The organism is Neorhizobium sp. DAR64872/K0K18, from assembly GCF_050500175.1.
Taxonomy (GTDB): domain Bacteria; phylum Pseudomonadota; class Alphaproteobacteria; order Rhizobiales; family Rhizobiaceae; genus Neorhizobium; species Neorhizobium soli.
The window spans coordinates 292,561-316,467 of record NZ_CP191446.1 but is presented as its reverse complement, the minus strand read 5'-3'; the positions used below and the strand labels follow the sequence as shown (position 1 = coordinate 316,467).

Here is a 23,907-nt window from a genome sequence, read left to right as displayed (position 1 = left end):
AGGTGGGACGGTGCAGGTTCCTTACCCTCTCCCCGTGCGCGGGGAGAGGAAACAGGCCCTGATCGGGCAATGACCATTCAGCTTGCCGGTTGAGCTTGAGCCCTAGAGACGGCCGACGCGCTCCGTCAGCAATTCGAAGAAACCATCCGCGTCGACATGGCGCATGAAGGTCGCATTGGCCGTGCGGCCGGTGACGCCCCACCAGTCGGCGACCGTCATGCCGACGGTGAGCTCTGATTGGGTCTCGATCTCGACATTGCAGTGGCGGCCGGTAAAGAGGTCCGGCTTCAAGAGATAGGCGATGACCGACGGGTCATGCAGCGGGCCGCCGTCGGAGCCGTATTTCTCGATGTCGAAGCGCTCGAAGAAGGCAAGCCATTCGACGAGAACCTGCGACGGGCGGTTGCCGAGTGCGGCGATCTTTTCGACCCGTGCCTTGGTGGTCAGCAGCTGATGCGTGACATCGAGCGGCATCATGACTACAGGGATACCGGCGCCGAGCACGATCTTGGCCGCCTCCGGATCCACATAGATGTTGAATTCGGCTGCTGGCGTGATGTTGCCGCCTTCGAACAGGCCGCCACCCATCATCACCAGTTCCTGGACGCGCGAAGCAATGTCCGGCGCCTTGGTGAGCGCCATGGCGATGTTGGTGAGCGGACCGAGCGTGCAAAGCGTCACGGTGCCTTCCGGCTCGCGGCGCAGCGTCTCGATGATGAAGTCGATGGCGTTCTTTTCCTGCGCCGCCATGGTCGGCTCAGGCAGTTCCGCTCCGTCGAGACCGGTCTTGCCGTGGACGTGTTCGGCCGTCACCTGCGGCCGGTTCAAAGGCTTCAATGCACCTTCATAGACCTTGGCATCAGGCCTGCCGCAGAGCTCGCAGACGATCCTCAGGTTGCGGCTGGTAAACGACAGCGGCACGTTGCCGGCAACGGCAGTCAAACCCAGCACATCCAGCTCGTCGGGGCTCGCAAAGGCCAGCATGATGGCCGCTGCGTCGTCCTGACCGGGATCGGTGTCGATGATGATCTTTCTGCGTTGCATGTCTCTTCCCCTTGAACTTTACGGGTTTTTGAGCCGGGTTGCGGATCGTGTCAAGCGCTCGCCGGCGTCTTGCGCTGACTGCCGCAAATTCCCATATATTGACCCGTCGGCGGGCCTTATGGACGCCGGCACAGTCGCTGGATAAAAGCTGGGACGACCGATGAGCCGTATGACACCTTTCGCAAGCCCTCTCCTCCTGGGCTTCGACGCGATGGAAAAGACACTCGAGCGATTGGGCAAGGGAAGCGACGGCTACCCGCCCTACAATATCGAGCGCATCAAGAAGACAGCGAGTGACGAACCACGCGAGGACGAATGCGACCTGCTGCGCATCACGCTTGCGGTGGCCGGTTTTTCGGAGGCCGAGCTCGAGGTCATGACCGAAGAAAATCAGCTTATCATTCGCGGCAGACAGGCCGAGCAGAACGAGCGCGACTACCTCTACCGCGGTATTGCGGCCCGCCAATTCCAGCGGATCTTCGTGCTGGCGGACGGTATGCAGGTGTCCGGCGCATCGTTGAAAAATGGTCTTCTTTCGATCGATCTGATCCGCCCCGAGCCGGAGCGTGTAGTGCGAAAAATTAACATTTCCGTCTCACAGTAGATCAATCAGCAATCGCTGATGCGTCCCCACTGTGGAGGCAGAAATGCTTATGAAAGAAGCGAATCCGAGCTTGACGGAGTCCGAACTCGCGCATCTCGGAAACGGCGAAGTCGGTTACATTCGCAAGATGAAGTCGGACGATGTGTCCCGCTGTTTCCCCGAGGCTCCGGACATCGATCCCAGCCTTGACCTTTGGGCTCTGTTCGGTGCGGACGGTACGCCGATCCTGCTCACCGACAACCGCTCCAGCACCTTTTTCAAGGCTGCCGAAGACGAGCTGAAGACCGTCACCCTGCACTGATCGGAATGAGCGTCAGATCTTGACGAATGTCAGGTAGGCGGATGACCGCCCTTCCCGGCGGGCCTTGTTCTCGTATCGCGTACCCGGCCAGCCGGCATAGGGCGTCAGCCAGTCCGAAGCCTGTTCTGCCTGCCAGGCGAAGCCGCCATGATCGCGGCAATGGAGCAGCGTCCAGTTCACATAGGTATCGATGTCTGAGGCGAAGCAGAATGTTGCGCCCGGCTTCAGCACGCGGTGGAACCGCTCCAGGTTGACCTGCGAAACGAAGCGGCGCTTCCAGTGCTTCCGCTTTGGCCACGGATCGGCGTAGAGAAGGTCGATCTGATCGATCGACGCATCCGGCAGCCAGTCCAGAACCTGGGTCGCATCGTCATCGTAAAGGCGGATGTTGCGCAAGCCCTGCTCTTCCACGCTGGTCAGAAGCTTTGCCATGGAATTGACGAAGGGCTCGACGCCGATAAAGCCGGTCGACGGATTTTCGGCGGCGCGGTGGATCAGGTGCTCGCCGCCACCGAAACCGATTTCCAGCCGCATCCGCTCGACAGAGAAGTCGTAGAGGCTCTCGATCCTGTCCGGCGCAGGGTTGGCGAGATCGAGCTTCAGTTGCGGCAAGAGCGTCGCCAGACCTTCCGCCTGCTTCTCGCGCAACGGCTTTCCCTTGCGGCGGCCGAAAAAGGCTTCCGTGGAACGGCTGGGATGCGGCTTGTCGGTCATGGATCGAATTCTCTCACGGTAAAAGCGGACGCCTTCGGCAGAAGGCACCCGCTTTACTGTTTTACAGGCGTGCTCGTAAAGGGCGATCAGGCCGCTTCGAGCTGATCACCCTTGAGGGCGTCCTTCAAAGGCTTCACGAGATCGGTCTTTTCCCAGGAGAAGGAACCGTCGCGACCGGCTTTGCGACCGAAATGGCCATAGGCGGAGGTCTTTGCATAGATCGGCTTGTTGAGATCAAGGTGACGGCGGATGCCGGACGGCGAGAGGTCCATGGTCTTGCGGATTGCCGCTTCGATCTGGTCTTCCGTCACGTTCTTGCCGGTTCCGTGCAGGTCGACATAGATCGACAGCGGCTGGGAAATGCCGATCGCATAGGAAATCTGTAATGTGCAGCGTTCGGCAAAGCCGGCGGCCACAACATTCTTGGCGAGGTAGCGGGCAGCGTAGGCTGCCGAACGGTCGACCTTTGTCGTGTCCTTGCCAGAGAACGCGCCGCCGCCGTGGGGCGCTGCACCACCGTATGTATCGACGATGATCTTGCGGCCGGTGAGGCCTGCATCACCGTCGGGACCGCCGATCACGAACTTACCGGTGGGGTTGATGTACCACTTGCAGTCGGCTGCGATCGGAAGTTCGCCCAGTGCTTCGCGGATATAGGGTTCGACGACGGAGCGTACCTTCTTCGAGTCCCAGCTGGGATCGATATGCTGGGTGGAGAGCACGATCGAGTCGACGGCGGCGGGCCTGCCGTTTTCGTAACGGACGGTCACCTGGCTCTTGGCATCGGGGCCGAGCTTGGCGGCTTCGCCCTCGCCCTTCTTGCGGGCCGTGGCAAGCAGCTGCAGGATCTTGTGCGAATAATAGATCGGCGCCGGCATAAGGTCCGGCGTTTCCTTGCAGGCGTAACCGAACATGATGCCCTGGTCGCCCGCACCCTCGTCGCCCTGACGATCGGCGGCGTTATCGACGCCCTGCGCGATATCGGCGGACTGCGAATGGAGGAGCACGTCGATCTTGACGGTCTTCCAGTTAAAGCCATCCTGCTCGTAGCCGATGTCGCGGATCGCGCGGCGGGCAGCGGATTTGAACTTCGACGGATTGATCACGTCGTTGCCGTTCTTGTCCTTCTTCATCAGGCTCGGCGGCAGGCGGACTTCGCCCGCAATCACCACCCGGTTTGTCGTCGCCAGCGTTTCACAAGCGATGCGGACGCCCCAAGGATCAATCCCGGTCTTTGCGGCTTCGCGGTAGACGAGATCGACGATCTCATCGGAAATACGATCGCAGACCTTGTCCGGATGACCTTCTGCAACGGACTCACTCGTGAACAGATAACTGGCGCGCATAACGGGATTCCCCTCAAAGAACAGACATCGAATGTTTAGTAAGTTCATCCGCTGAAGACAAGCGTACAACGACATAAATATATCTTTATGCGTCCAAGCGATTACCAATTCCTTGAGGTCACGGCATAAAAAAAGCGGCCCGGAGGCCGCCTTTCAAATAATGACCGGTCGACCGGTCATTCCGTCTCGGCATCGGCGGCAAGCGCCTTGACCAGATCCACCAAACGGCGGCGAACCTTGGGATCGGCGATCTTCACAAATGCGCGGTTCAACTGCAGCCCCTCAGAGGACGACAGGAAATCAACCACGTAGTTCGAGCTGGATGCTTCCGCCATACCGGACGCTCCACCCGCCTGATCGCCTGGCGCATCTTCGAAGAAGAAGGAGACCGGGACGTTCAAGATGGACGAAATGTTCTGCAGACGGCTGGCGCCAACGCGGTTAGTTCCTTTCTCGTATTTCTGAATCTGCTGGAATGTGATACCAAGGCTCTCCCCCAGCTTTTCCTGGCTCATGCCCAGCATTGTGCGGCGCAGACGAATCCGGCTCCCGACGTGAATATCAATCGGGTTCGGCTTCTTCTTGTTTTCAATCATAACGACGTCCTGACGAAGTTGCTGTCAATCTTCAACCCGGTCCGCGTGTGGGAGATACACTTTGGTGGCGCCGGTCACAACAAATCCGGCAAGCAAGGTGTATGGCGAGACGATAGGCCAAACCACTATGCAATTTTAGGGGTTTTGGGTCAATTCTTCCAGAATTTAAAACTTGTACGGGAAATAAGTGCAATCACAAACATGAGACATATCAGCAACCAGAAGTAAAAACGCCGTTCGGAAGCGTTCCAAAATGGGACTTTGACACTCGACATGGTTGAGTCAATCACACCCTTTTGATTGTAATCCAGGCCGCGTACGACCCTGCCAAAAGGATCGACGAAAGCCGAAATACCGGTGTTGGCACCGCGAATCAACGGCATGCCGTTTTCGACAGCCCGGACACGCGCCTGCTGGAAATGCTGGAAGGGTCCGGGAGTTTCACCGAACCATCCATCGTTGGTGACGTTCAAGAGCGCGCTCGAGCGTTCAATGCCGGCACCGATTTCATCCGGGAAGATCGCTTCGTAGCAGATCAGCGGATAGAAGGTTTGCCCGCCCGGGAGCGTCAGCATGGCGCGGCCCGGTGCTGCGGTAAAGCCGCCCGGCATGGCAATCGCATCGGGGATGCCGAGCGACCGCAGCATGTCCTCGTAAGGCACATACTCGCCGTAGGGGACCAGATGCACCTTGTCCGACGCCGACACGATCTGGCCGTTGCTGTCGATGACGTAGATCGAGTTGTAATAGCGGGTCGCAAAGCCCGGCCCGGCATTTTCAGCGCGGACGGCGCCGGTCACCAGAACCTGACCATCTTCCAGCACATCGGCAATGCGCGACAGGGCATCGGGATTATCGGTCAAGATGAACGGAACCGAGGTTTCCGGCCAGACGATGATATCCGGACGCTTTGCACCATCCTTTGCGGGCAGCGCCGTCATCGCCAGATGTTCTTCGAAGATCGCACCGCGCTCGGAATCGTCGAGTTTGCGCGACTGGTCGATCATCGGCTGGACGAGGCGCACCTCGACCGGATCCTTGGCAGTGGTAGAAAGCACCGCGTCGGCACCGGAAAGCCGCCAGGCGCCGAAGCCGAGATGGGCGCAGAGGATAAGGCCAGCGAGCGCGAGGCCAAGCCCCATGCCGCGTCGCGTCCCGATCAGTGCCGGTGCGGAGAACACGAAAACGGCCAGCACCGTGACACCCGTCACGCCGAGTGGGGCAGCCGACTGCATCATCAGCGGCATCGGCATGGCGCCGTAGCCGATCGAGTTCCAGGGAAAGCCCGTCAGCATGAAGCCCCGCAGCCATTCCGCAAGGCCAAAGCCAAACGCAGCAGCCGCAATCCTGCCCAAGCCATCGGACCAGAGAATGCGTGCCACCAGCGCCGCAAAGCCCCAGAATAGCGCCAGAAAAGCCGGCAGACCCAGAACTGCAAGCGGTATTGCCCAGGCAAACTCGTCAGCCTCGACCAGAAGCGCATTGCCGAGCCACCAGAGGCTGGCGACGAAGTAGCCGAAGCCGAACACCCAGCCGAGGAAAAAGGCCGATCGCAGGCGGCTGAGCCGCCCACCATCCGGATTGCCGGTCGTGCCGTCCATCAGCCAGATGAACAGGGTGAAAGACAAGAACAGAGCAGCAAAGAAACCGAAGGGCGGAAGGGCGAGTGCGCCGACAGCGCCTGCAAAAAAAGCAAGGAGGATGCGCGGCCAGCCCCATAGAAGCATGACCCTGCCAGCCAGTCGCTCCATCGATGTCCCCTTCGCCCGAATCAGAAGCCGCAGTCTTTCATGAAAAACTGCGGCTTGTCCTGTTATCGGCTGTTCAAAACACCTGGAAACTCAGGCCGATGGATGATCGTTGCCACGATCGGACGAGGGTGCCGGCAGAAGCACGGTCGGCGTCTTGTCAGTAATCGCCTTCTGCTGCGTCTCGGCAATGGGCTCGCCCTCGCCCTTGAGCTGCCTGCGGCGAACGAGCGCGCGCTTGCGCATGATCCGGACCCGCTTGATGCGGCGCGGATCGGCGTCGAGGATCTGGAATTCGAACCCTGGCACAGCCTGCACGACTTCACCGCGCACCGGAATGCGACCGAGCGCTGAGAAGATCAATCCGCCCAGCGTATCGACGTCGTCCAGCCGGTCCCGCACGTCGAAATCGGAGCCGATCGCCTTGGAGATTTCCATCAGCTCGATGCGGGCATCGGCAATGAAGATATCGTCGCCGGCACGCGAGAACATCACTTCCTCGTCGTCATGCTCGTCCTCGACATCGCCGATCACCATCTCGACGATATCCTCATGCGACACGAGACCATCGGTGCCGCCGTATTCGTCGATCACGAGCGCCATCTGGGTACGGGCGGCCTGCATGGTGCTCATCAGCTCGGATGCCAGCATCGAGGGCGGCACAAACAAAAGCTTGCGCACCAGGCCTGCCTCGGCAACGGTCTGATCGAGATTGACGCGGCTGAGATCGAAGGCTGCCTTGGCGGTACGGGCCGGCTTCTCGACCGCTCCACCGGCAACGACGGCTGCTGCTGCCGTTGCACGGGTACCGGTCCGGCGCTTGTTGCGGGCCTGCTTTGCCAGATAGGACAGAAGGTCGCGGATATGCACGAAGCCGCGGGCATCATCCAGATTGTCGCTGTAGACCGGCATGCGCGAGCGGCCGGTCTCCTCGAAATGGATCATCAGCTCGCCGATCGTCATGCTCATGTCGACGGCTTCGATATCGGCGCGCGGCACCATGATGTCCTCGACGCGAACCTCGCGGAAGCGGAGGATGTTGTGCAGCATGGCGCGCTCTTCCGGAGAAAAGGCGTTGCTGACATTTGTGTCGGTCATCAGCGCGTCGGCGAGATCCTCGCGGAGCTGTTCGCCCTGCGACGGCCGCAGCAGGCGGACCGCCCGAGACCAGAATGTATTATGGGATTTGGGGTGGTGCTCGGATCGTCCCGAACTACTTCCCTCGTCCGACGAGGGTGAGTCCGAACTGTCCTTGCCCTCGCGGGCGACATTGCTCGAATAATCGTTCATTGTTCCAAACTACACTATCGGGTCCTGCCCCGCATAGGGGTCAGATAGGCCGAGACCGGCTAAAATGCGAGTCTCGAGTGTCTCCATTTCCTCCGCCTCGTCCTTTTCCATGTGGTCGTAACCGAACAGATGGAGAAAGCCGTGGACCAGAAGATGGGTCAGATGATCGTCGAAACTCTTGTCGAGATCAACTGCCTCGCGTTCGACAGTCTGCCTTGCGATGACGATATCGCCCAGCATCGGGCCCGGCATACCGCCGGGTTCGAGCGGAAAAGCGGGGAAAGACAAGACGTTGGTCGGCTTGTCCATGCCTCGCCATTCGGCATTGATTGCCCGGATGGAATCATCGTCGGTAAAGACGAGAGAGACTTCGGGCGGCAATTTCGGAAACGGTTGATCTTCTTCGCGAACGAGATAATCGGCGGCCGCGGCGAAAACCTTTTGTGTCAACGCCAAAAGCGCCGGCTCTTCCGGCCAGCCTTCGTCGTCGATGCTGATCTGTATGTCGAGTTCGGGCATAGGGACTGGAAACCGGACTAGCGTCCGGCCTCCTCGCTTTCCTCGTGGACGGCATATTGCGCGTCATAGGCCCGGACGATGCGGCCAACCAGCGGGTGGCGCACGACGTCGGTATCCTTGAAGCGGATGACCGAGATGCCTTCGACCCCGTTGAGGATCTGCAGCGCTTCGACCAGACCGGATTTCACGCCGCGGGGCAAATCCACCTGGCTCGGGTCGCCGGTGATGATCATGCGTGCGTTTTCACCAAGACGGGTGAGAAACATCTTCATCTGCATCGATGTCGTGTTCTGCGCTTCGTCGAGGATGATAGCGGCATTGGCAAGCGTGCGGCCGCGCATGAAGGCGAGCGGCGCGATTTCGATGACCCCGGCCGTGATTGCCCGTTCTACCTTGTCGGCTGGGATCATGTCGTAGAGCGCGTCATAGAGCGGCCGCAGATAGGGATCGACCTTTTCCTTCATGTCGCCAGGAAGGAAGCCCAGACGTTCGCCCGCCTCGACGGCCGGACGCGAAAGAATGATCTTGTCGACGGCACCGCGTTCCAGCAGCTGCGCGGCATGCGCCACGGCCAGATAGGTCTTGCCGGTACCGGCCGGACCGACGCCGAACACCATCTCTGCCCGATCGAGCGCCCGCATATAGGCGTCCTGCGTCGGGGTACGCGCGACAATCGTCTTTTTCTTGGTGGAGATTTGGCTCATCGAAAGCCTGGCCTTTTTCTCGAGCGTCGGCAGTTGCAGCTGGTCGTCCGCAGCCTGTGCCATGCGGATAGCTCCTTCGACATCGGATGTTTCGATGGTGCCGCCCTTCTGGATTCGCTCATAGAGGGTATCGAGAGCCCGACGGGCCTGATTGGTGGCTGGGACATCGCCTGAAATGGCCACGGAATTACCGCGGGGCCGCGCATCAATATTGAGGCGCTGTTCGAGAAGTTTCAGATTCTGGTCGAATTGACCGAACAGCTCGCTCGCGAAGCGATTGTTCTCGAACGTCAGGACAAAGTGGTTGGCGTCGGTCGCTGCTGATTTGGGGTGGCGCGCTGTCGAAGAAACCGATTCTCGTCCGCTCAAGTAAACAAGCTCCTCACTTGCTGGTCAGGCACCCATTAAACTCTCTGCCGGCTCGGCAAACAAGCTGTTCGGGCCGGTACCAATGATTCGTACACGGATAATCTCACCGATTTGCGATGTTTTTGCATCAACATTCACAGACTGGAGCCAGGGCGAACGGCCGATCACCTGCCCGGGCATACGTCCCGGCTTTTCCAGAAGCAGATCGATCGTCTTTCCAACACAGGATGTGGCGAAATCGGCCTGCTGTTTCAAGAGCAAAGCCTGCAATCGTTCGAGACGCTCGGCTTTTACCTCTTCAGCGACCTGATCGGTGAGATCCGCGCCGGGTGTTCCCGGCCGGGTCGAATATTTGAACGAGAAGGCGGAGGCGTAGTTGACGTCCTCGACGATCTTCAACGTGTCTTCGAAATCCTGATCGGTCTCGCCCGGGAAACCGACGATGAAATCTCCCGACATGGCGATATCGGGACGGGCATTGCGGATGCGGTCGATCAGCGCCAGATATTCGGCGCCCGTATGGCGACGGTTCATCGCCTTCAGGATGCGGTCGGATCCCGACTGAACCGGCAGATGCAGATAGGGCATCAGGATGCGCAGGTCGCGATGCGCGTCGATCAGTCGGTCATCCATGTCGCGCGGATGGCTTGTCGTATAGCGCAGGCGGGCAAGGCCCGGGATTTCAGCAAGACGATAGAGAAGGTCGGCGAGACCCCAGTCGTTCCCGGTTGGACCTTCAGCGCTCCAGGCATTGACGTTCTGACCAAGCAGGGTGATTTCGCGCACGCCGCTTTCGACCAGCCGGATGGCTTCGTCGACAATCTGGCTGATGGGGCGCGACACTTCCGAACCGCGGGTATAGGGGACGACGCAGAAGGTGCAGAACTTGTCGCAGCCTTCCTGCACGGTAAGGAAAGCCGTGACGCCGCGGGCGCGGATAAGCTTGCGGTCGGTGGCCGGCAGATGGTCGAACTTGTCCTCGACCGCGTATTCCGTATCGACCACAGGCTTGCCGCCGCGGGCCTTGCGCAGTGCATCCGGCAGTCGGTGATAGGTCTGCGGGCCGATCACCACGTCGACCGATGGCGCGCGGCGGATGATTTCCTCGCCTTCCGCCTGGGCGACGCAGCCGGCAACGCCGATCATCAGTTCGCGGCCTTCGGCAGCACGCGCCTTCTTCATGTCGCGCAGACGCCCCAGCGCCGAATAGACCTTCTCGGCGGCCTTCTCGCGGATATGACAGGTGTTGAGGAGGATCAGATCCGCCTCGCCCATCTCTTCGGTCGCGACATAGCCTTCGCTCGCCAACGCGTCGCCCATGCGGGTCGAATCGTAGACGTTCATCTGACAGCCGTAGGTCTTGATGAAGACCTTGCGGGTGTTGGGGATGGTGACGGGCTCTTCTGCCGGCGAAAGGGTGACGTGTTCGTTCATGGCCGTCTCCTTACTCCAAGAAGGACCGGATTTGAAGCGGTTCTAATCGGCGTCGTACTCTCTTTGGCGAAGATGCCTGATCAGCATGCGGCGAAGCCGGGCGGTAATGGTCTGGCTGAGATGCTTGCGGTTGTCGCCCGTGCGGAAATCGACCGTCTCGCCGAACGCCACATCCACGTCGATCGCGCCTTCCTTCAGCACGCCCATCAGGTGCGGCATGAGCTCGATATCCCCCGGCCAGGCCGCAAGCGGGCGGTGGAAACGACCCATCGCCATGCCGTGCACCCGCGTATAGGCGATCGATACAGGCTGGACATACACGACGCCGTGGGGCGTGTGCGGCACGGCGGCAGCGGCTGCCCCGAACAGCGAGGACTTTACCTCGAGCAGGCGGTTGCCATCCGACGTCGTGCCTTCCGGGAAGAGCACGACGATCTCGCCCGCCGTCATGCGTGCGGCAATCTCGTTGATCTGGTCGCCGGTTCGGCGTTTTTCCTCGCGGACGACGAAAATCGTCTTCTGCAATTTCGCGAGCGTGCCGAAGATCGGCCATTTGGCGACTTCCGACTTGGCGATGAAGACGACATCCGCGATAGCACCAAGCACGAGGATATCCTTCCACGAGACGTGGTTGGAGGCGAGCATCAGGGGGCGCCGATGCTGCAGGTGACCGTGGACGTGGATGCGGATGCCGAGCAGGAAGCAGGCGGTGCGGTGCCAGAGGCGCGGAATATAACGGCGCATCTTCAGATCGAAGGCGAGGCCGATCAGCTGAAACGGTAACAGCACAGCCGTGACCACCAGCAGACAGACGACGATGAACCCGATGCGGATTGAGGTGATCACTGTCGATCCTTGGCTGTCGTCACGCCGTTCGTGTTCGGGCTATTCGTCTTTGTCGAGCGGGATGCCGTAGAGTTCCAGCCTGTGTCCGACCAGCCGGAAGCCGAGTTCGCGGGCAATGCGCTCCTGCAGCGCTTCGATCTCCGCAGATTGGAATTCGATCACCGTGCCGGCATTGAGATCGATCATGTGATCGTGATGTTCTTCCGGCACCGTCTCGTAGCGAGAGCGACCGTCACGGAAATCGTGGCGCTCGATAATGCCCTCGTCCTCGAACAGTTTCACGGTGCGATAGACGGTCGAGATCGAGATCCGTGGATCGACCTTGGAGGAGCGACGATACAGTTCCTCGACATCCGGATGGTCGTCGGAGTCCTGCAGGATACGCGCGATCACCCGGCGCTGATCCGTCATGCGCATGCCCTTCTCGGCACACAGTTCCTCCAGATTTTTGGAAAGATCCGTCATGACGTTTTGGCCTTCAAATGCTCTCGTTTCATCACGAACTAACGAAGAACGCGGCTCATGACAAGCGCCGAGGACCGTCGTCCATCGGCACCGGTATAATAGGCCGGGCGTTCGCCGACCTTTTTGAAACCCAGCCTGCCATAGAGCGTCACAGCGGCCTTGTTTTCGGCCTCGACCTCGAGAAACATTGTTTCGGCGCCGCGCGATGTCGCTTCGCGCAAGCCGGCCTGCATCAGCCTCCATCCGAGCCCAAGACGGCCAAACTTTTCGGGGACGGCGATCGTGAGAATTTCCGCCTCGCCGGCTGCTTCGCGCACCAGCGCGAAGCCCCCGAAGGGTTTGGAAAAGAACGCGTTGGTCTGGCGTGCGACGAAACCGAACACGCCTTTCTGAAGAAGAAGATTCTGAAATTCGCCATCGTTCCAGCCGCGCGGAAAGCGCGCACCATGAAGCTCGGAGACTTCGACGCAGTCGGAGATCTCCATCGGGACGACTTCGAAAAACGGCTTCCAGCTGAGATAATCGTCAAACATCGGGCATTCGGTCGCGTGAAAGAATTGAACGACGCGGAGTTACGAGATCTGCCGCGCCAACGCAAAGCCTGTCTGCGGTTTTGCATCCGGTCCACGAAGATAAAGCGGTTTCGGCTTTTGCGAACCTTTCGGCTTTGCAGCCGCAAGCTTTGCAATGACGGCGATATCGAAATGGTCAGGCAGGACCGGCGCCTCGTGCGGGCGCCATGACCCGGTCACGTCGGCCGACAGCTGGGCAATGAGTGCTGCGGCATCGTCCGGAGACAGTGCCGTGGGTTCGCTGAGCGGGGAGCCTTCGGCTGAAAAGGCCTGGGCATAGACCTCGTCCCGCTTGGCATCCATGACTGCCACGACGGGGCGTCCGGGATGCTTTGCAAGATGTGCGGCGGCCAGCGTTTCGAGCGTGGTGACGCCGACGCATTCCACATTGAGTGCCAGTGCCAGACCGCGGGCGGCAGCGACTCCAACCCGGATACCGGTGAATGAGCCCGGGCCGATGCCGACGGCGATGCGCTGGACGGATTTGAGGGGCAGGCCGGCGTCATCAAGCGCCTGGTCGACGATCGCCATCAGGCGCTCTGCATGACCCTTGCCGATCGTCTCAGTGACGGACGAGAGAAGTCTGCCGGACGCGCCATCATAGAGCGCGGCGGAACAATTAACCCCGGCAGTATCGATGGCCAGAACGAGCATGAGCGGAACTGTTTTTCGAAATCAGATGGCTTCGACGGCCTGCACTTCAGGCACGAAGTGCTTTAGCAGGTTTTGAACGCCATGTTTCAGGGTTGCCGTGGAGGACGGGCAGCCGGCGCAGGCGCCCTTCATGTTGAGATAGACAGTGCCATCCCGGAAACCCTTGAAGGTGATATCGCCGCCATCCTGGGCAACGGCCGGACGAACGCGGGTTTCCAGCAGTTCCTTGATGGTCGCGACCAGGGTCTCGTCGTCGGCCTCGTAGAACTCGCCGTCTTCATCGGTATCTTCGGCAAGCGCAGACGTACCGCCCATGACCGGCTGGCCGGACATGAAATGCTCCATGATCGAGCCGAGGATCGCCGGCTTCAGATGCTGCCATTCGGCGCTATCCTTGGAGACGGTGATGAAGTCGTAGCCGAAATATACGCCGGTGACGCCGTCGATCCCGAACAGTCTGGCTGCCAGCGGAGAAGCATCGGCCTCGCCCGCATTGCGGAAATCGGCAGTGCCCTTTTCCATGACGATCTTGCCGGGCAGGAACTTCAGGGTTGCCGGATTGGGTGTGGCTTCCGTCTGAATGAACATGATATGTCTCCTTGACCCGTGCGCGCCAGCGGGCGCCGCAAACTTAGAACTCTTCCAAAGAAGATAGTCGCGATCAGCTTTTGGTTCAAGTGCGCCTTTCTTCCAATCTGGTCAAGAGAGGTCAGGCGAGCGCGTCGATTTCCTCGTCGGTCAGCGTATCCGGCAGAACGGTGACGGGAATGGGGAAAGCAGCACCCCTGCCGGCAACCGCTGAGACCAGCGGGCCCGGCCCTTCCTTGGTCGAACCGGCGGCAAGAACAAGAACGGCGATATCGCGGTCTTCCTCCACCAGCATGTTGATCTGCTCGGGCGCGCTTCCCTCGCGGATGACGATTTCGGGATCGATCCCGATCGTTTCGCGCACCCTCTGGGCGGCCTTCGCCATGATCGATTCCGCTTCTTCCATGGCTTCGGCGCGCATGATCTGCTCGACGCCGATCCATTGCTGGAAATCGCCATCGGGAATGACGAAGAGCAGCACCAGGCCGCCATTGGAATTCTTCGCGCGGCGGCCGGCATAGTGCACGGCAAGCTCGCATTCGGGGGTGCCATCGATGACCGCTATGAACTTGCGCCGATGTCCCTCAAGCCTGGAAAGCCGTTTCGAAACCATGCCGCCCCCTCAATTCCCGTCGGACGTTGTCGTTGTGGCGAAATTATACGAACCCGCGAAAATGAAAACCCGCCACGCGACCGTGACGGGTGCAAGATTTTCAGGCGCTCTCCCGCTCAGCGCAGGAAACCGACGATATCGAACACTTCACCCATGACCTTTTCGGCTCGGGCGCGGGCACGCTCGCCCCCATCACGCAAGATAGCGTCGATATGGGTCGTGTCGTCCAGCAGGCGGCGCATCTCGAGCGAAATCGGCGCCAGAACTTGAACGGCGAGGTCGGCAAGCGCCGGTTTGAACACCGAGAACTGCTGGCCGCCGAATTCGGCAAGCACATCCGCCTTGGTGCGATCGGCGAGTGCCGCGTAGATGCCCACGAGATTGGCTGCTTCCGGACGCCCTTCGAGGCCTTCGAGTTCGCTCGGCAGGCCTTCCGGATCGGTCTTCGCCTTGCGGATTTTCTTCAGGATCTCATCGGCATCGTCCATCAGGTTGATGCGCGACAGATCCGACGGATCGGATTTCGACATCTTCTTGGTGCCGTCGCGCAAGCTCATGACGCGCGGGGCCGGACCATCGATCAGCGGCTCGACGAGCGGGAAATAGCCGTGGATCGGCTCTTCGCCGACGACCATGTCGACGCCGGTGCCGGTCGCACGGATCTTGTCCTGGAAATCGATGTTGAATTTCTGGGCGATATCGCGGGCAAGCTCCAGGTGCTGCTTCTGGTCATCGCCGACAGGCACATGGGTGGCGCGGTAGACGAGAATGTCGGCGGCCATCAGGCTCGGATAGGCGAGCAGTCCGAGCGAGGCGTTCTCGCGGTCCTTGCCGGCCTTGTCCTTGAACTGGGTCATCCGGTTCATCCAGCCGATGCGGGCGACGCAGTTGAAGATCCAGGCAAGTTCGGCATGCTGCGGCACGGCGGACTGGTTGAAGACGATATGCTTCTTCGGGTCGATGCCGGAGGCGATGAACGCTGCCGCGATGGAGCGGATCTGGCCGCGCAGATCGTCATGCACGAGCTGGGCCGTGATCGCGTGCAGATCGACGACGCAGTAGATGCAGTCGTTGTTTTCCTGCAGGGCGACGAACTTGCGGATAGCGCCGAGATAATTGCCGAGATGGAGATTGCCGGTGGGCTGGACACCGGAAAAGACGAGCGGCTTGAAGCTGTTCATTCTAGATCCTCGATAGGCTGATGGAAGGCCTCAGGCCGTTGGACTTGCGCAGCCTGACAAGTGTGCGTGCTTGCCGCTGCTGCGCCCCGCGGGCCATGTAGCTGATGGCCGGGCTTATGCACGCCCCGCCACGAGGGATCAAGAGGCTGCATCATTCGCGTGCTGAATGAGATCCCAAAGGTTGCTGTAGCAATCGGCAAACACTGCGACCGTGCCATAGGGTTCGTGGCGCGGTTCTTCGATGAAGCGGACGCCTTTGGCTGACAACCGGGCGTGATCACCGGCAAAATCGTCGGTTTTCAGGAAAAAACTTACCCTGCCTGCCGTCTGGTTGCCGATCGCCGCCGTTTCGGCGACGCCGTCGGCGCGTGCCAGCAGGAGCGCGGCCCCATCTCCGCCCGGCGGGCGCACTACCACCCAGCGCTTGGTCGCCTCCAAAGGGGTATCGGCGACAAGCTCAAAGCCCATGATTCCACAGTAAAAATCGAGCGCCCGATCGTAGTCGTCAACGACCAGCGTGACCAGAAATAGGGAACGGATCGACATCGAAACACACCTTGTTTTGTCGTGGCGGGTACAGGTCTTCGACGCTTACTGCCCGCCATGTCAAGGAACTCGAAGCAACCATAAGGTTAACGCAGTTTAACCCTTGAGGCAGACAAATCCCACTTTGGGGCAAATTCCTCCATACTGAGGTCACTTTTCGGAAAGAAATACTCCCCCACCAAGTCGACCCCAGTCGGTCGTGAGTATTTTCTGAGGTTTACCCGTATGCGCATCTTTTACCGCGTCGCGCTGTCCTGCTTCATGACGCTCTGCCTAACGCTGTCCGCGACCGCACAAGCCGCCGAAAAAGGCGAGAAACGCCGCAGCAGTTCTTTCAAACACGACTACTCTGCTTACTATACTGTCCAGCGCGTCAGCGTTCGGACCAACTGCTTTCCCGAGAAGCTGGGTGCCATCCTTGCCCATATCGCCAAGGAAACCGGCAAGAAGCCGATGGTGACCTCCGGCCACCGTCCGCGCTCTGGCACATCACAGCACAGCCATTGCTATGCCGCCGACATTCGCGTTCCCGGCGTTGCCGAAAAGAGGGTGCTTGCGGCAGCAGCGAGCGCCCCGGGCATCGGCGGCATCGGCCGTTACTGCAACGGCATCGTGCATGTGGATGTCGGCCCGCGACGCGCCTGGGCGCATTGCGGCAAAGGTGGAAAAGGTGGCAAGGGCAGCCTTGCAAGCCTGAAGCGCCGCGGAAAGTCCTGAGATCAGGACTCCGCCGGTGGTGGGACAGCAGACTTTGGCTTCCGCTTGATGTTTCGCCTGATCATGCCGAGATCGGCACCGCCGATCGCAAACGCGCAGGCGAAATAGACGACCATTGCAATGCCCAGAAGGCAGGCCAGAGCCAGCACCTGGGTCAACAGATGCGAGCCCGGTTGCAGCCATGGGCTGGCATAGGGAAGCGCATAAAACAGCGCCGCCGCCATGACCCCTGTCGCGACCAGCAAAAGGGCGGTACGCCGGGCAAGCGCCCATTCCCAGACGAGATCACCCCGCCAGACCAGCGTCGAAAATAGCAGGATCGTGTTGATCCATCCGGCCGCAGCCTCTGCCGTCGCGATGCCGCGTTCGGCGATCATCGGAAACAGCGTGATGGCAAGGCCCGAGTTGATGACGACCGACACCATGGTGAAGCGCATCGGCGTCTTTGTATCCTCGCGGGCATAAAAGCCCGGCTGCAGCGCCTTGATCAGCACGAAACCCGGAAGACCGATGCCGTAGATCGCAAGGATCGAGGCGACGACGGCGGTGTTTTCCGCCGAAAACGCACCGCGCTCGTAAAGCACGCGGATGATCGCATCCGACAGCATCCAGAGACCGGCAGCGGCAGGAAGCGTCAGGAACAGCACGAATTCGATCGAGCGGTTCTGGATGTTGCCGGCTTCCTTGACGTGGCCGCCCTTCAGCGCCCGTGACAATTCTGGAAGGAGCACGACACCGACGGCAACGCCGACGACACCGAGCGGCAGCTGGTAGATGCGGTCGGCATATTGCAGGGCAGCGATTGCGCCTTCCTTGCCCGACGCAATCGCCTGGCCGATGATCTGGTTGATCTGGGTAATGCCGCCGGTGATCGCGGCCGGAACCGCGAGCCAGAGCAGGCGCTTGACGTTGGGTGTCATCTTCGGCCGGCGAAAGCCGATATTGATGCCCGCGTGGCGCACGCCCACGTAGACGACGCCAAGCTGCAACACGCCCGCAACCAGCACGCTCCACGACAGATACCAGGCGATTTCGCGCGGATCGGCGCCAACCCAGAGGCCGTAGAGAAGCGCTGCGATCATCACCACGTTCAAGAACACCGGCGCGATGGCGGCGGCAAAGAAATGATGCAGCGAGTTGAGCATGCCGCTCATCATCGCCGTCAGCGACATGCACATGAGATAAGGGAACATGACGACAGCCATGCGCACCGTCAGCGCGGTCTTTTCCGCGTCATCGGCAAAGCCCGGGGCAATGACCCACCGCACCAGCCAGGGCATGGCCAGCTGCATTGCGATGGTGATGATCAGCAGCGCAGAAAACAGGACGCCGAAGACCTCTTCGGAAAACCGCTTGGCACCATCGACGCCGTTCGCCTCGATTTCCTTGGAAAACAGTGGAACGAAAGCGGCGTTGAAGGCGCCTTCGGCAAACAGACGGCGAAACAGGTTGGGAAACCGGAAGGCGGCGTAAAACACGTCTGCCATCGGCCCCGTGCCAAGGGCCGCCGCCATGAAGGTTTCACGGGCGAAACCGAAGATGCGGCTGCCGAGCGTCGCGCCGCCGACGGTTGCGAATTTTCTGGCAAGACTCATCGGTTTGGGCTCATCGGCTTGGTCTCATGCTGGGGAAGCTGGGATTGTTCATGTTCTGCCTGTGCGTTGGCATGCGTCGTTCGGCCGGCGCCCTGCCCCACAGTTTCTGCGGCGCAAAAGATCGGACCGAACGAAGCACCCGTTCAGCAGGGATAGCACCGGTGTCGTGTTTCAGACACCGACTTTCGACTTCCGCGGCAAGACATTCGCTCCGTCGGCAGCAGCCGGCTGGGGCGCGACGATACCATCCGGCATGGCTTCCTGAAGCTCGTCTTCCTGTTCCGCCATGACCGCCTTCAGCCGGGTGATGATGTTGCCCTGGCGGTTTTCGTTGGTCACCTTGTGGCCGACGAGATCGGTGACGTAGAACGTATCGATTACCTTTTCACCAAACGTGGTGATCCGTGCCGACTGGATATCCAGCGAAAGATCGGCAAGGGCCGCGGTGATTTCCGCCAACAGACCTGTCCGGTCGAGGCATTCAACCTCGACGACGGTGAACTTGTTGGAAAGCCCGTTGGAGATGATTGCCGAGGGCGGGATAATGAAGGCCTTGTTCTTGTTCTTCTTGGCTTTCGCGCGGATGGCGATGACTTCCGGCAGGCGCTTCTTGCCGGCAAGCACATCCTCGATCATCCGTCCGATCGTGCCGCCACGGCGCATTTCGTCGTCATCGACCGCAAATTCCCGGTTGATGTGGATCGTATCGAGCGCACGGCCATCGGAGGTGGTGAAGATCTGCGCATCGGCGATATTGGCACCGGCTGCCGCACAGGCGCCTGCGATAATCGACAGAAGACGCGGATGGTCGGGGGCCAGAACCGTGATTTCGGTGATCGCCCGAAAACTGTCGGTGCGCACCATGGTGGCGAGCGGCTTGCCGGCCTTGTCGGTTTCGCGGATGAAGCTTGCGTGGCGAACCTGGTCCTCGACGGGCACGGAGAGGAGATACGGCTGGTAATGGAGCTTCACCAGCGCCTCGCGGTCCTGCTGGCTCCAGTCGGACAGGGCGTTGGCGAGATCTTCCTCCGCCGCCTTGGCCCGCTCCTTGCCGGATGCTTCGGAGAAGCCGCCGGAGAGACGCAGTTCCGTTTCATAGTAGAGGGTGCGCAGAAGCTGACCCTTCCAGCCGTTCCAGACACCCGGGCCGACGGCGCGGATATCGCAGATGGTCAGCACCAGCAGCAGCTTCAAGCGATCGAGCGAGCGGACTTTTTCGGCAAAGTCGGCAATGGTCTTGCGATCATGCAGATCGCGGGTCTGCGCCGTCATTGACATGATCAGGTGTTGTTCCACCAGCCACACGACGAGTTCGGTCTGCTTGGCGTTGAGACCGAGACGCGGGCAGAGTTTGCGCGCGATCCGGGCGCCGGCGATCGAATGATCCTCCTGGCGGCCCTTGGCGATGTCGTGGATCAGAACTGCGACATAGAGCGCCGCGCGCTCCTCGATCGTCGGCATCAGCTTGTTGGCGAGCGGATGCATGTCCGCCGCTCGGCCGTGATCGATCTCCGACAGCGCATCGACCGAGCGGATCAGGTGCTCGTCGACCGTATAGTGGTGATACATGTTGAACTGCATCATCGCCACGACCTTGCCGAATTCGGGAATGAAGCGGCCGAGCACGCCGGCCTCGTTCATCCGCCGCAGCATCAGGCCGGGATCCCGCCTGGAGGTGAGGATGGAGAGGAAGAGACGGTTTGCCTCGTCGTCTTCGCGCAGGGCACTGTCGATAAGCGAAAGCGATCGGGTGATGCTTTTCAGCGCGTCGGGATGAAGTTCCAGCCCGGTCAGGTCCGCCACGTGGAAAAAGCGGATCAGGCTGACCGGATCGCGCTTGAAGACGCCGGGATCGGCGAGCGTGATGCGACCGCGGTCTTCCACGAATTCGACAGATCCGGCAATCTTGTGCAGCCGCTTGGTAAAGCGCGAGATGACGCGCTGGGTGAGGCCGGGTGCGGCCTTCGCCTGCTGGTCCTCTAAGGCCGCGCAGAGAATGCGGGTAAGATCGCCGACGTTCTTCGCGACCAGGAAATAGTGCTTCATGAAGCGTTCGACGGAGGAGAGGCCAGGCCGCGCGTTGTAACCGAGGCTTGCCGCGATATCGCGCTGAATGTCGAACGACAGACGTTCCTCCGCCTTGCCCGTCAGAAAATGCATCTGGCAGCGCACCGCCCAGAGAAAGTCATCGGCCTTTTCGAAGGACCTTGCTTCCTCGCGCGAGAGGACGCCGAGCTTGACGAGTTCAGTCGTTTCGCGAACGCGGTAGTAGTATTTGGCAATCCAGAACAGCGTGTGCAGATCGCGCAGGCCACCCTTGCCCTCCTTGACGTTGGGCTCGACCAGATAGCGCGTATCGCCAGCCTTCTTGTGGCGCTGGTCGCGCTCGGCAAGTTTGGCGGCGACGAATTCCGGACCGGTGCCGGCGACGACTTCCAGATCGAAGCGCGACATCAGCTGATTGACCAGCGCGCCGCTGCCGCAGATCGGGCGGCATTCGAGAATGGCGGTGCGGATCGTCATGTCGGTTTTCGACAGGCGAATGCATTCCTCCACCGTGCGGGTGGCATGGCCGACCTTGAAGCCCATGTCCCACAGGAGATAGAGCAGGAATTCCACCGCCTTGCGCATGGCATCGGAATTCTTTTCGGGCAGCAGGAAAAGAAGATCGATATCGGACCCTGGCGCGAGCGTACCGCGGCCGTAACCGCCGGTGGCGGCAACGGCGATCTCGCGGCCTTCCGGATAGAGGCTCTCGGTGATGGTTTCATTGAGGACGCAGATCAGCTGGTCCTGGATCCAGGATATGCGGCGGGCGCAGCGAAGACCGCTGCCATCCTGGCTCAGCAGTTCGCGTGCCTTTTCGCGACCGTCGACACTGGCCTGCCGCAGGATCGGCAGGAGAGCTGCCCGCGATTCCAGCAGCGGCCGATCCTTGGTTCCGAGCGCCTCGCGGCATTTCGTCTGCAGGCCGGCGACGTCCATCAGTTCGGAGAAATCGATATCGTGACGATGATCTTGTCTTGTTGCTTGCTTGGCCATGTCTTCCTGCCGGTGCCCGCCCTCTCCATTCCCGATGGAGACGACGACGGATTTCGGGCACCTCCCCTAAAGCGTTCCCAGGTCCCTGCGGCCCTGCCCCATACGCTTTAGCTCATTTTTGTTGCGCAGCCGTTACCGCACAGTGCTCCGCATGTGAGCGGCGTGCTTACCACGGTTACGGCTTGACGGCGCCAAGTTGTTTGTTCGCGACCGGAACGTCAAGCCCGATATTGCCGGGGTCTGCGATAGACTTCGATCCGCTGCGCCACTGACGCGGGCTCATGCCGGTGATGCGGCGAAACTCGCGGTTGAAGTTCGACTTGGTGGAAAACCCGACATCGAACATGATGACCGTCGCCGGCCGGCGGGTTTCGCGAAGCAGCAGACATGCTTCCGCGATCCGGCGTCTGTTGACGAACTGCGAGATGTTGAGGCCGGTTGCGCGATTGATGGCAACCGACAGATCCCGCGCAGGGACGCCGGCCTTGCGGGCCAGTTTCGCAAGACTGAGGTTTTCGTCGCGGTAGAGACCGTCCCGATCCAAAGCCTCTGTCGCGCGCTGGACGAGACGCTCATCCTGTGGATTGGCTTCCGGTGCCTTCCCGTTCGGCAGCGGGCTTTCTGCAGCTTCCGGTGCAAAATAGTAGATGCCGGTTACCACGAGAACGACGATGTTGATCGCCGTCAGGACAAGCGGAATGTCGTCCCTCCCGTTGAACGTCGTGTAGACCGAGAGGGCAGCATCGCTGACTGCGAAAAACAGCATCAGCGCGGCCGTCATTCTGGCGGCCCGTAGGGCGGGACGCATTCGCTGAAGGCTGGCTTCGACCATGAGATCGGAACCTTCCGAACGGATCAGCCGCCAGAGGGCGACGCCGTAAAAGAGAAAGATCACCAGCAGGAGCGGATCGACCAGGATCGGTACAAAAAGGACGGAAGCGCCGACGCAAAGCGGTGCGGCGAGGTGGCGCCAGGGCGCAGATCGGCCGCCGCCGGAAAGCGACTGGAAGGCGAGAAACGCAAGCGGCGGCATGACGGAGGCCGTGACCGGCTGAACCGGTGCGAGCGCCGTTATGCCGTAGCCGAAATGAAGGCCGACGACCAAGCCCTGGGCCGCATAGAGAACGACAAATGCAATGAAGTAGCGACGGCTTCCCGGCACGTCGACGCCTTTGAGGCTGTGATAGAGCGCAAGGGCAAAGACGATACCGACCAGAAACGGCAAAGGGATAGAGAGCACTGCAGTGACCCCGACGGTAAATGGCCTGAAACATGTTTGAGGTCCGACCATATCACGATCGAGGTCGAAAGGCAGGCAGATACAGGCGCAAGGGTGGTGCCGTTCACAACCCCGATGGAGATTTCCATGGCCCTGCCCCTACCCCGCCTTCGCCTTGCAACCCTTGCCCTGATCGGTTTCGGGTATTCCGCAACCGCCTTGCCGGCCTTCGCCTTCGAGGCGGGAACCCAGTGGATCCAGATCAATCCTTCGCATCGAACCCAACCCGAGAGAGTGCTGATCACCTATCCGGCAAAGGCCGACGGCGATCCCTATACGCTGGGTGCCGATGCTCTGTGGGTCGGCGTGCCTGCTCGCCGTAATGCCACGCCGGTGCAGGAGAAGTTTCCGCTGGTCATTTTGAGCCATGGCTCGGGCGGCAATGCAGCGGGGCTGGGCTGGCTTTCGACAGAACTCGCGCGCAACGGCTTCATCGTTGCGGCACCCAATCATATCCACTCGACCTCAGGCGATTCCATTCCGGTGGAAAGCTTCAAGATCTGGGAGCGGGCACAGGATGTTTCGGCCCTGATCGATACACTGACGACGAGCGCCACCTGGAGCGCGCTTGTCGACAAGGATCGGATCGGCGGCATCGGTTTTTCGCTTGGGGGCACCACGATGATGCTGACCGCCGGTGCCCGCGCGTCGCTTCAGACCTTTGTCACCCATTGCGCGGAGGCAGGCGGCAAGGATGCGGGCTGCAACTGGTTTCAGAAGGGCGGGGTGGATTTTTCCCAAGTCGATCGGGAGGCATTCGAAGGTGGTTATGGCGACAAGCGCGTTTCAGCGGTGATTGCGGTCGATCCGGGTTTTGCCATGGTTTACCAGAACGAAAGTCTTGCCGGCATCGATAGACCAATGCTTTTCATCAACCTCGGCGAAGGCGACGGCATCATGTCCGGCACCAACGCCCAGTCGCTGGCGGTCGATATTCCGGAGGCCAACTACGCGCTAGTTCCCGGCGCAAACCATTTCTCGTTCCTCAGCATCTGCAACGCGAATGGAGCAGAATTGCTGAAGCAGTATGAGGATGATCCGGTTTGCGATGAGGTGAGCGACATCCCACGCGAAAAGCTGCATCAGCAGATCTTCTTCAATATTGCCGTCTTTCTTCGCAGAACGCTGCTGGAACGCTGA

The 23,907-nt window shown here is 60.4% G+C and carries 24 protein-coding genes; 4 read left to right on the top strand and 20 right to left on the bottom strand.

All coding sequences use genetic code 11. The annotated features are described in order from the left end of the window. Positions 1 to 102: 102 nt before the first annotated feature. Positions 103 to 1,044 carry a nucleoside hydrolase gene (locus ACQY1P_RS07005; protein WP_430255825.1) on the bottom strand — a complete coding sequence of 314 codons (942 nt, stop codon included), beginning with the start codon at positions 1,042 to 1,044 and terminating at the stop codon, positions 103 to 105. A 160-nt stretch (positions 1,045 to 1,204) separates the two neighbouring features. Between ACQY1P_RS07005 and ACQY1P_RS07000 the strand changes: the two genes are divergently transcribed. Continuing rightward, positions 1,205 to 1,648, top strand: a complete 444-nt coding sequence (locus ACQY1P_RS07000) for an Hsp20 family protein (RefSeq protein WP_430255823.1) — start codon at positions 1,205 to 1,207, stop codon at positions 1,646 to 1,648. 43 nt (positions 1,649 to 1,691) lie between these two features. Next, on the top strand, positions 1,692 to 1,949 hold the full coding sequence (locus tag ACQY1P_RS06995) for a DUF1150 family protein (RefSeq protein WP_062453991.1): 258 nt from the start codon (positions 1,692 to 1,694) through the stop codon (positions 1,947 to 1,949). A 12-nt stretch (positions 1,950 to 1,961) separates the two neighbouring features. On the opposite strand, the gene ACQY1P_RS06990 is transcribed toward ACQY1P_RS06995, so the two are convergent. The 16 genes from ACQY1P_RS06990 to ACQY1P_RS06915 all read right to left on the bottom strand — a co-directional run bounded on the left by ACQY1P_RS06990 (position 1,962) and on the right by ACQY1P_RS06915 (position 16,134). Beyond that, entirely contained in the window at positions 1,962 to 2,663 is a 702-nt protein-coding gene (locus ACQY1P_RS06990) for a tRNA (guanosine(46)-N(7))-methyltransferase TrmB (protein WP_325263947.1), read from the bottom strand. Between the two features lie 86 nt (positions 2,664 to 2,749). Continuing rightward, the gene (metK, locus tag ACQY1P_RS06985) at positions 2,750 to 4,009 is read right to left on the bottom strand and encodes a methionine adenosyltransferase (RefSeq protein ID WP_325263944.1); all 1,260 of its coding nucleotides are present in this window, start codon (positions 4,007 to 4,009) and stop codon (positions 2,750 to 2,752) included. A 176-nt stretch (positions 4,010 to 4,185) separates the two neighbouring features. Then, positions 4,186 to 4,605 (bottom strand): helix-turn-helix domain-containing protein, encoded by a 420-nt coding sequence (locus ACQY1P_RS06980; RefSeq protein WP_062453994.1) that lies wholly within the window; start codon positions 4,603 to 4,605, stop codon positions 4,186 to 4,188. Positions 4,606 to 4,754: 149 nt separating this feature from the next. Then, a complete protein-coding gene (gene lnt / locus ACQY1P_RS06975) occupies positions 4,755 to 6,356 on the bottom strand; it encodes an apolipoprotein N-acyltransferase (RefSeq protein WP_325263940.1) in 1,602 nt (533 codons plus the stop codon). 90 nt (positions 6,357 to 6,446) lie between these two features. Beyond that, the gene (locus ACQY1P_RS06970; RefSeq protein WP_062578873.1) at positions 6,447 to 7,643 is read right to left on the bottom strand and encodes a transporter associated domain-containing protein; all 1,197 of its coding nucleotides are present in this window, start codon (positions 7,641 to 7,643) and stop codon (positions 6,447 to 6,449) included. Between the two features lie 9 nt (positions 7,644 to 7,652). Next, a complete protein-coding gene (ybeY, locus tag ACQY1P_RS06965) occupies positions 7,653 to 8,162 on the bottom strand; it encodes an rRNA maturation RNase YbeY (protein WP_430255820.1) in 510 nt (169 codons plus the stop codon). A gap of 17 nt (positions 8,163 to 8,179) precedes the next feature. Continuing rightward, positions 8,180 to 9,235 (bottom strand): PhoH family protein, encoded by a 1,056-nt coding sequence (locus ACQY1P_RS06960; RefSeq protein WP_062453998.1) that lies wholly within the window; start codon positions 9,233 to 9,235, stop codon positions 8,180 to 8,182. Positions 9,236 to 9,259: 24 nt separating this feature from the next. Further along, positions 9,260 to 10,669: a tRNA (N6-isopentenyl adenosine(37)-C2)-methylthiotransferase MiaB gene (gene miaB, locus ACQY1P_RS06955; protein WP_430255818.1), complete on the bottom strand. Its 1,410-nt coding sequence runs from the start codon at positions 10,667 to 10,669 to the stop codon at positions 9,260 to 9,262. A gap of 42 nt (positions 10,670 to 10,711) precedes the next feature. Continuing rightward, positions 10,712 to 11,515, bottom strand: a complete 804-nt coding sequence (locus ACQY1P_RS06950; RefSeq protein WP_062454000.1) for a lysophospholipid acyltransferase family protein — start codon at positions 11,513 to 11,515, stop codon at positions 10,712 to 10,714. 39 nt (positions 11,516 to 11,554) lie between these two features. Beyond that, a complete protein-coding gene (locus tag ACQY1P_RS06945) occupies positions 11,555 to 11,980 on the bottom strand; it encodes a Fur family transcriptional regulator (protein WP_062454001.1) in 426 nt (141 codons plus the stop codon). A 38-nt stretch (positions 11,981 to 12,018) separates the two neighbouring features. After that, on the bottom strand, positions 12,019 to 12,513 hold the full coding sequence (locus ACQY1P_RS06940; protein ID WP_430255816.1) for a GNAT family N-acetyltransferase: 495 nt from the start codon (positions 12,511 to 12,513) through the stop codon (positions 12,019 to 12,021). A 39-nt stretch (positions 12,514 to 12,552) separates the two neighbouring features. After that, entirely contained in the window at positions 12,553 to 13,206 is a 654-nt protein-coding gene (gene tsaB / locus ACQY1P_RS06935; protein ID WP_430255814.1) for a tRNA (adenosine(37)-N6)-threonylcarbamoyltransferase complex dimerization subunit type 1 TsaB, read from the bottom strand. Positions 13,207 to 13,227: 21 nt separating this feature from the next. Continuing rightward, positions 13,228 to 13,794 carry a NifU family protein gene (locus ACQY1P_RS06930; RefSeq protein ID WP_092663738.1) on the bottom strand — a complete coding sequence of 189 codons (567 nt, stop codon included), beginning with the start codon at positions 13,792 to 13,794 and terminating at the stop codon, positions 13,228 to 13,230. Between the two features lie 121 nt (positions 13,795 to 13,915). Then, complete coding sequence (locus tag ACQY1P_RS06925) at positions 13,916 to 14,407, bottom strand: universal stress protein (RefSeq protein WP_062454005.1); 492 nt, start codon at positions 14,405 to 14,407, stop codon at positions 13,916 to 13,918. A 116-nt stretch (positions 14,408 to 14,523) separates the two neighbouring features. Further along, positions 14,524 to 15,588 carry a tryptophan--tRNA ligase gene (gene trpS, locus ACQY1P_RS06920; RefSeq protein WP_062454006.1) on the bottom strand — a complete coding sequence of 355 codons (1,065 nt, stop codon included), beginning with the start codon at positions 15,586 to 15,588 and terminating at the stop codon, positions 14,524 to 14,526. A gap of 138 nt (positions 15,589 to 15,726) precedes the next feature. Beyond that, entirely contained in the window at positions 15,727 to 16,134 is a 408-nt protein-coding gene (locus ACQY1P_RS06915) for a VOC family protein (protein WP_062454007.1), read from the bottom strand. A gap of 225 nt (positions 16,135 to 16,359) precedes the next feature. Between ACQY1P_RS06915 and ACQY1P_RS06910 the strand changes: the two genes are divergently transcribed. After that, on the top strand, positions 16,360 to 16,851 hold the full coding sequence (locus ACQY1P_RS06910) for a YcbK family protein (protein WP_062454008.1): 492 nt from the start codon (positions 16,360 to 16,362) through the stop codon (positions 16,849 to 16,851). 2 nt (positions 16,852 to 16,853) lie between these two features. Here ACQY1P_RS06910 and murJ read toward each other — a convergent pair whose 3' ends face one another. From murJ to ACQY1P_RS06895, 3 genes are all read right to left on the bottom strand, one after another. After that, on the bottom strand, positions 16,854 to 18,446 hold the full coding sequence (gene murJ, locus ACQY1P_RS06905) for a murein biosynthesis integral membrane protein MurJ (protein WP_430255812.1): 1,593 nt from the start codon (positions 18,444 to 18,446) through the stop codon (positions 16,854 to 16,856). Positions 18,447 to 18,617: 171 nt separating this feature from the next. After that, positions 18,618 to 21,488, bottom strand: coding sequence for a [protein-PII] uridylyltransferase (locus ACQY1P_RS06900; protein ID WP_430255810.1), 2,871 nt, complete (start codon positions 21,486 to 21,488; stop codon positions 18,618 to 18,620). Between the two features lie 175 nt (positions 21,489 to 21,663). Further along, positions 21,664 to 22,728, bottom strand: coding sequence for a helix-turn-helix domain-containing protein (locus ACQY1P_RS06895; protein WP_430255808.1), 1,065 nt, complete (start codon positions 22,726 to 22,728; stop codon positions 21,664 to 21,666). Positions 22,729 to 22,854: 126 nt separating this feature from the next. Here ACQY1P_RS06895 and ACQY1P_RS06890 point away from each other — a divergent pair, with 126 nt between their 5' ends. After that, on the top strand, positions 22,855 to 23,907 hold the full coding sequence (locus ACQY1P_RS06890) for an alpha/beta hydrolase family protein (RefSeq protein ID WP_430255806.1): 1,053 nt from the start codon (positions 22,855 to 22,857) through the stop codon (positions 23,905 to 23,907).

Bases quoted from the DNA above. Each gene is read 5' to 3' on its own strand.
- ACQY1P_RS07005 (WP_430255825.1), bottom strand. From the start codon at position 1,044: ATGCAACGCAGAAAGATCATCATCGACACCGATCCCGGTCAGGACGAC.
- ACQY1P_RS07000 (WP_430255823.1), top strand. From the start codon at position 1,205: ATGAGCCGTATGACACCTTTCGCAAGCCCTCTCCTCCTGGGCTTCGAC.
- ACQY1P_RS06995 (WP_062453991.1), top strand. From the start codon at position 1,692: ATGCTTATGAAAGAAGCGAATCCGAGCTTGACGGAGTCCGAACTCGCG.
- ACQY1P_RS06990 (WP_325263947.1), bottom strand. From the start codon at position 2,663: ATGACCGACAAGCCGCATCCCAGCCGTTCCACGGAAGCCTTTTTCGGC.
- metK (WP_325263944.1), bottom strand. From the start codon at position 4,009: ATGCGCGCCAGTTATCTGTTCACGAGTGAGTCCGTTGCAGAAGGTCAT.
- ACQY1P_RS06980 (WP_062453994.1), bottom strand. From the start codon at position 4,605: ATGATTGAAAACAAGAAGAAGCCGAACCCGATTGATATTCACGTCGGG.
- lnt (WP_325263940.1), bottom strand. From the start codon at position 6,356: ATGGAGCGACTGGCTGGCAGGGTCATGCTTCTATGGGGCTGGCCGCGC.
- ACQY1P_RS06970 (WP_062578873.1), bottom strand. From the start codon at position 7,643: ATGAACGATTATTCGAGCAATGTCGCCCGCGAGGGCAAGGACAGTTCG.
- ybeY (WP_430255820.1), bottom strand. From the start codon at position 8,162: ATGCCCGAACTCGACATACAGATCAGCATCGACGACGAAGGCTGGCCG.
- miaB (WP_430255818.1), bottom strand. From the start codon at position 10,669: ATGAACGAACACGTCACCCTTTCGCCGGCAGAAGAGCCCGTCACCATC.
- ACQY1P_RS06945 (WP_062454001.1), bottom strand. From the start codon at position 11,980: ATGACGGATCTTTCCAAAAATCTGGAGGAACTGTGTGCCGAGAAGGGC.
- ACQY1P_RS06940 (WP_430255816.1), bottom strand. From the start codon at position 12,513: ATGTTTGACGATTATCTCAGCTGGAAGCCGTTTTTCGAAGTCGTCCCG.
- tsaB (WP_430255814.1), bottom strand. From the start codon at position 13,206: ATGCTCGTTCTGGCCATCGATACTGCCGGGGTTAATTGTTCCGCCGCG.
- ACQY1P_RS06930 (WP_092663738.1), bottom strand. From the start codon at position 13,794: ATGTTCATTCAGACGGAAGCCACACCCAATCCGGCAACCCTGAAGTTC.
- ACQY1P_RS06925 (WP_062454005.1), bottom strand. From the start codon at position 14,407: ATGGTTTCGAAACGGCTTTCCAGGCTTGAGGGACATCGGCGCAAGTTC.
- trpS (WP_062454006.1), bottom strand. From the start codon at position 15,588: ATGAACAGCTTCAAGCCGCTCGTCTTTTCCGGTGTCCAGCCCACCGGC.
- ACQY1P_RS06915 (WP_062454007.1), bottom strand. From the start codon at position 16,134: ATGTCGATCCGTTCCCTATTTCTGGTCACGCTGGTCGTTGACGACTAC.
- ACQY1P_RS06910 (WP_062454008.1), top strand. From the start codon at position 16,360: ATGCGCATCTTTTACCGCGTCGCGCTGTCCTGCTTCATGACGCTCTGC.
- murJ (WP_430255812.1), bottom strand. From the start codon at position 18,446: ATGAGTCTTGCCAGAAAATTCGCAACCGTCGGCGGCGCGACGCTCGGC.
- ACQY1P_RS06900 (WP_430255810.1), bottom strand. From the start codon at position 21,488: ATGGCCAAGCAAGCAACAAGACAAGATCATCGTCACGATATCGATTTC.
- ACQY1P_RS06890 (WP_430255806.1), top strand. From the start codon at position 22,855: ATGGCCCTGCCCCTACCCCGCCTTCGCCTTGCAACCCTTGCCCTGATC.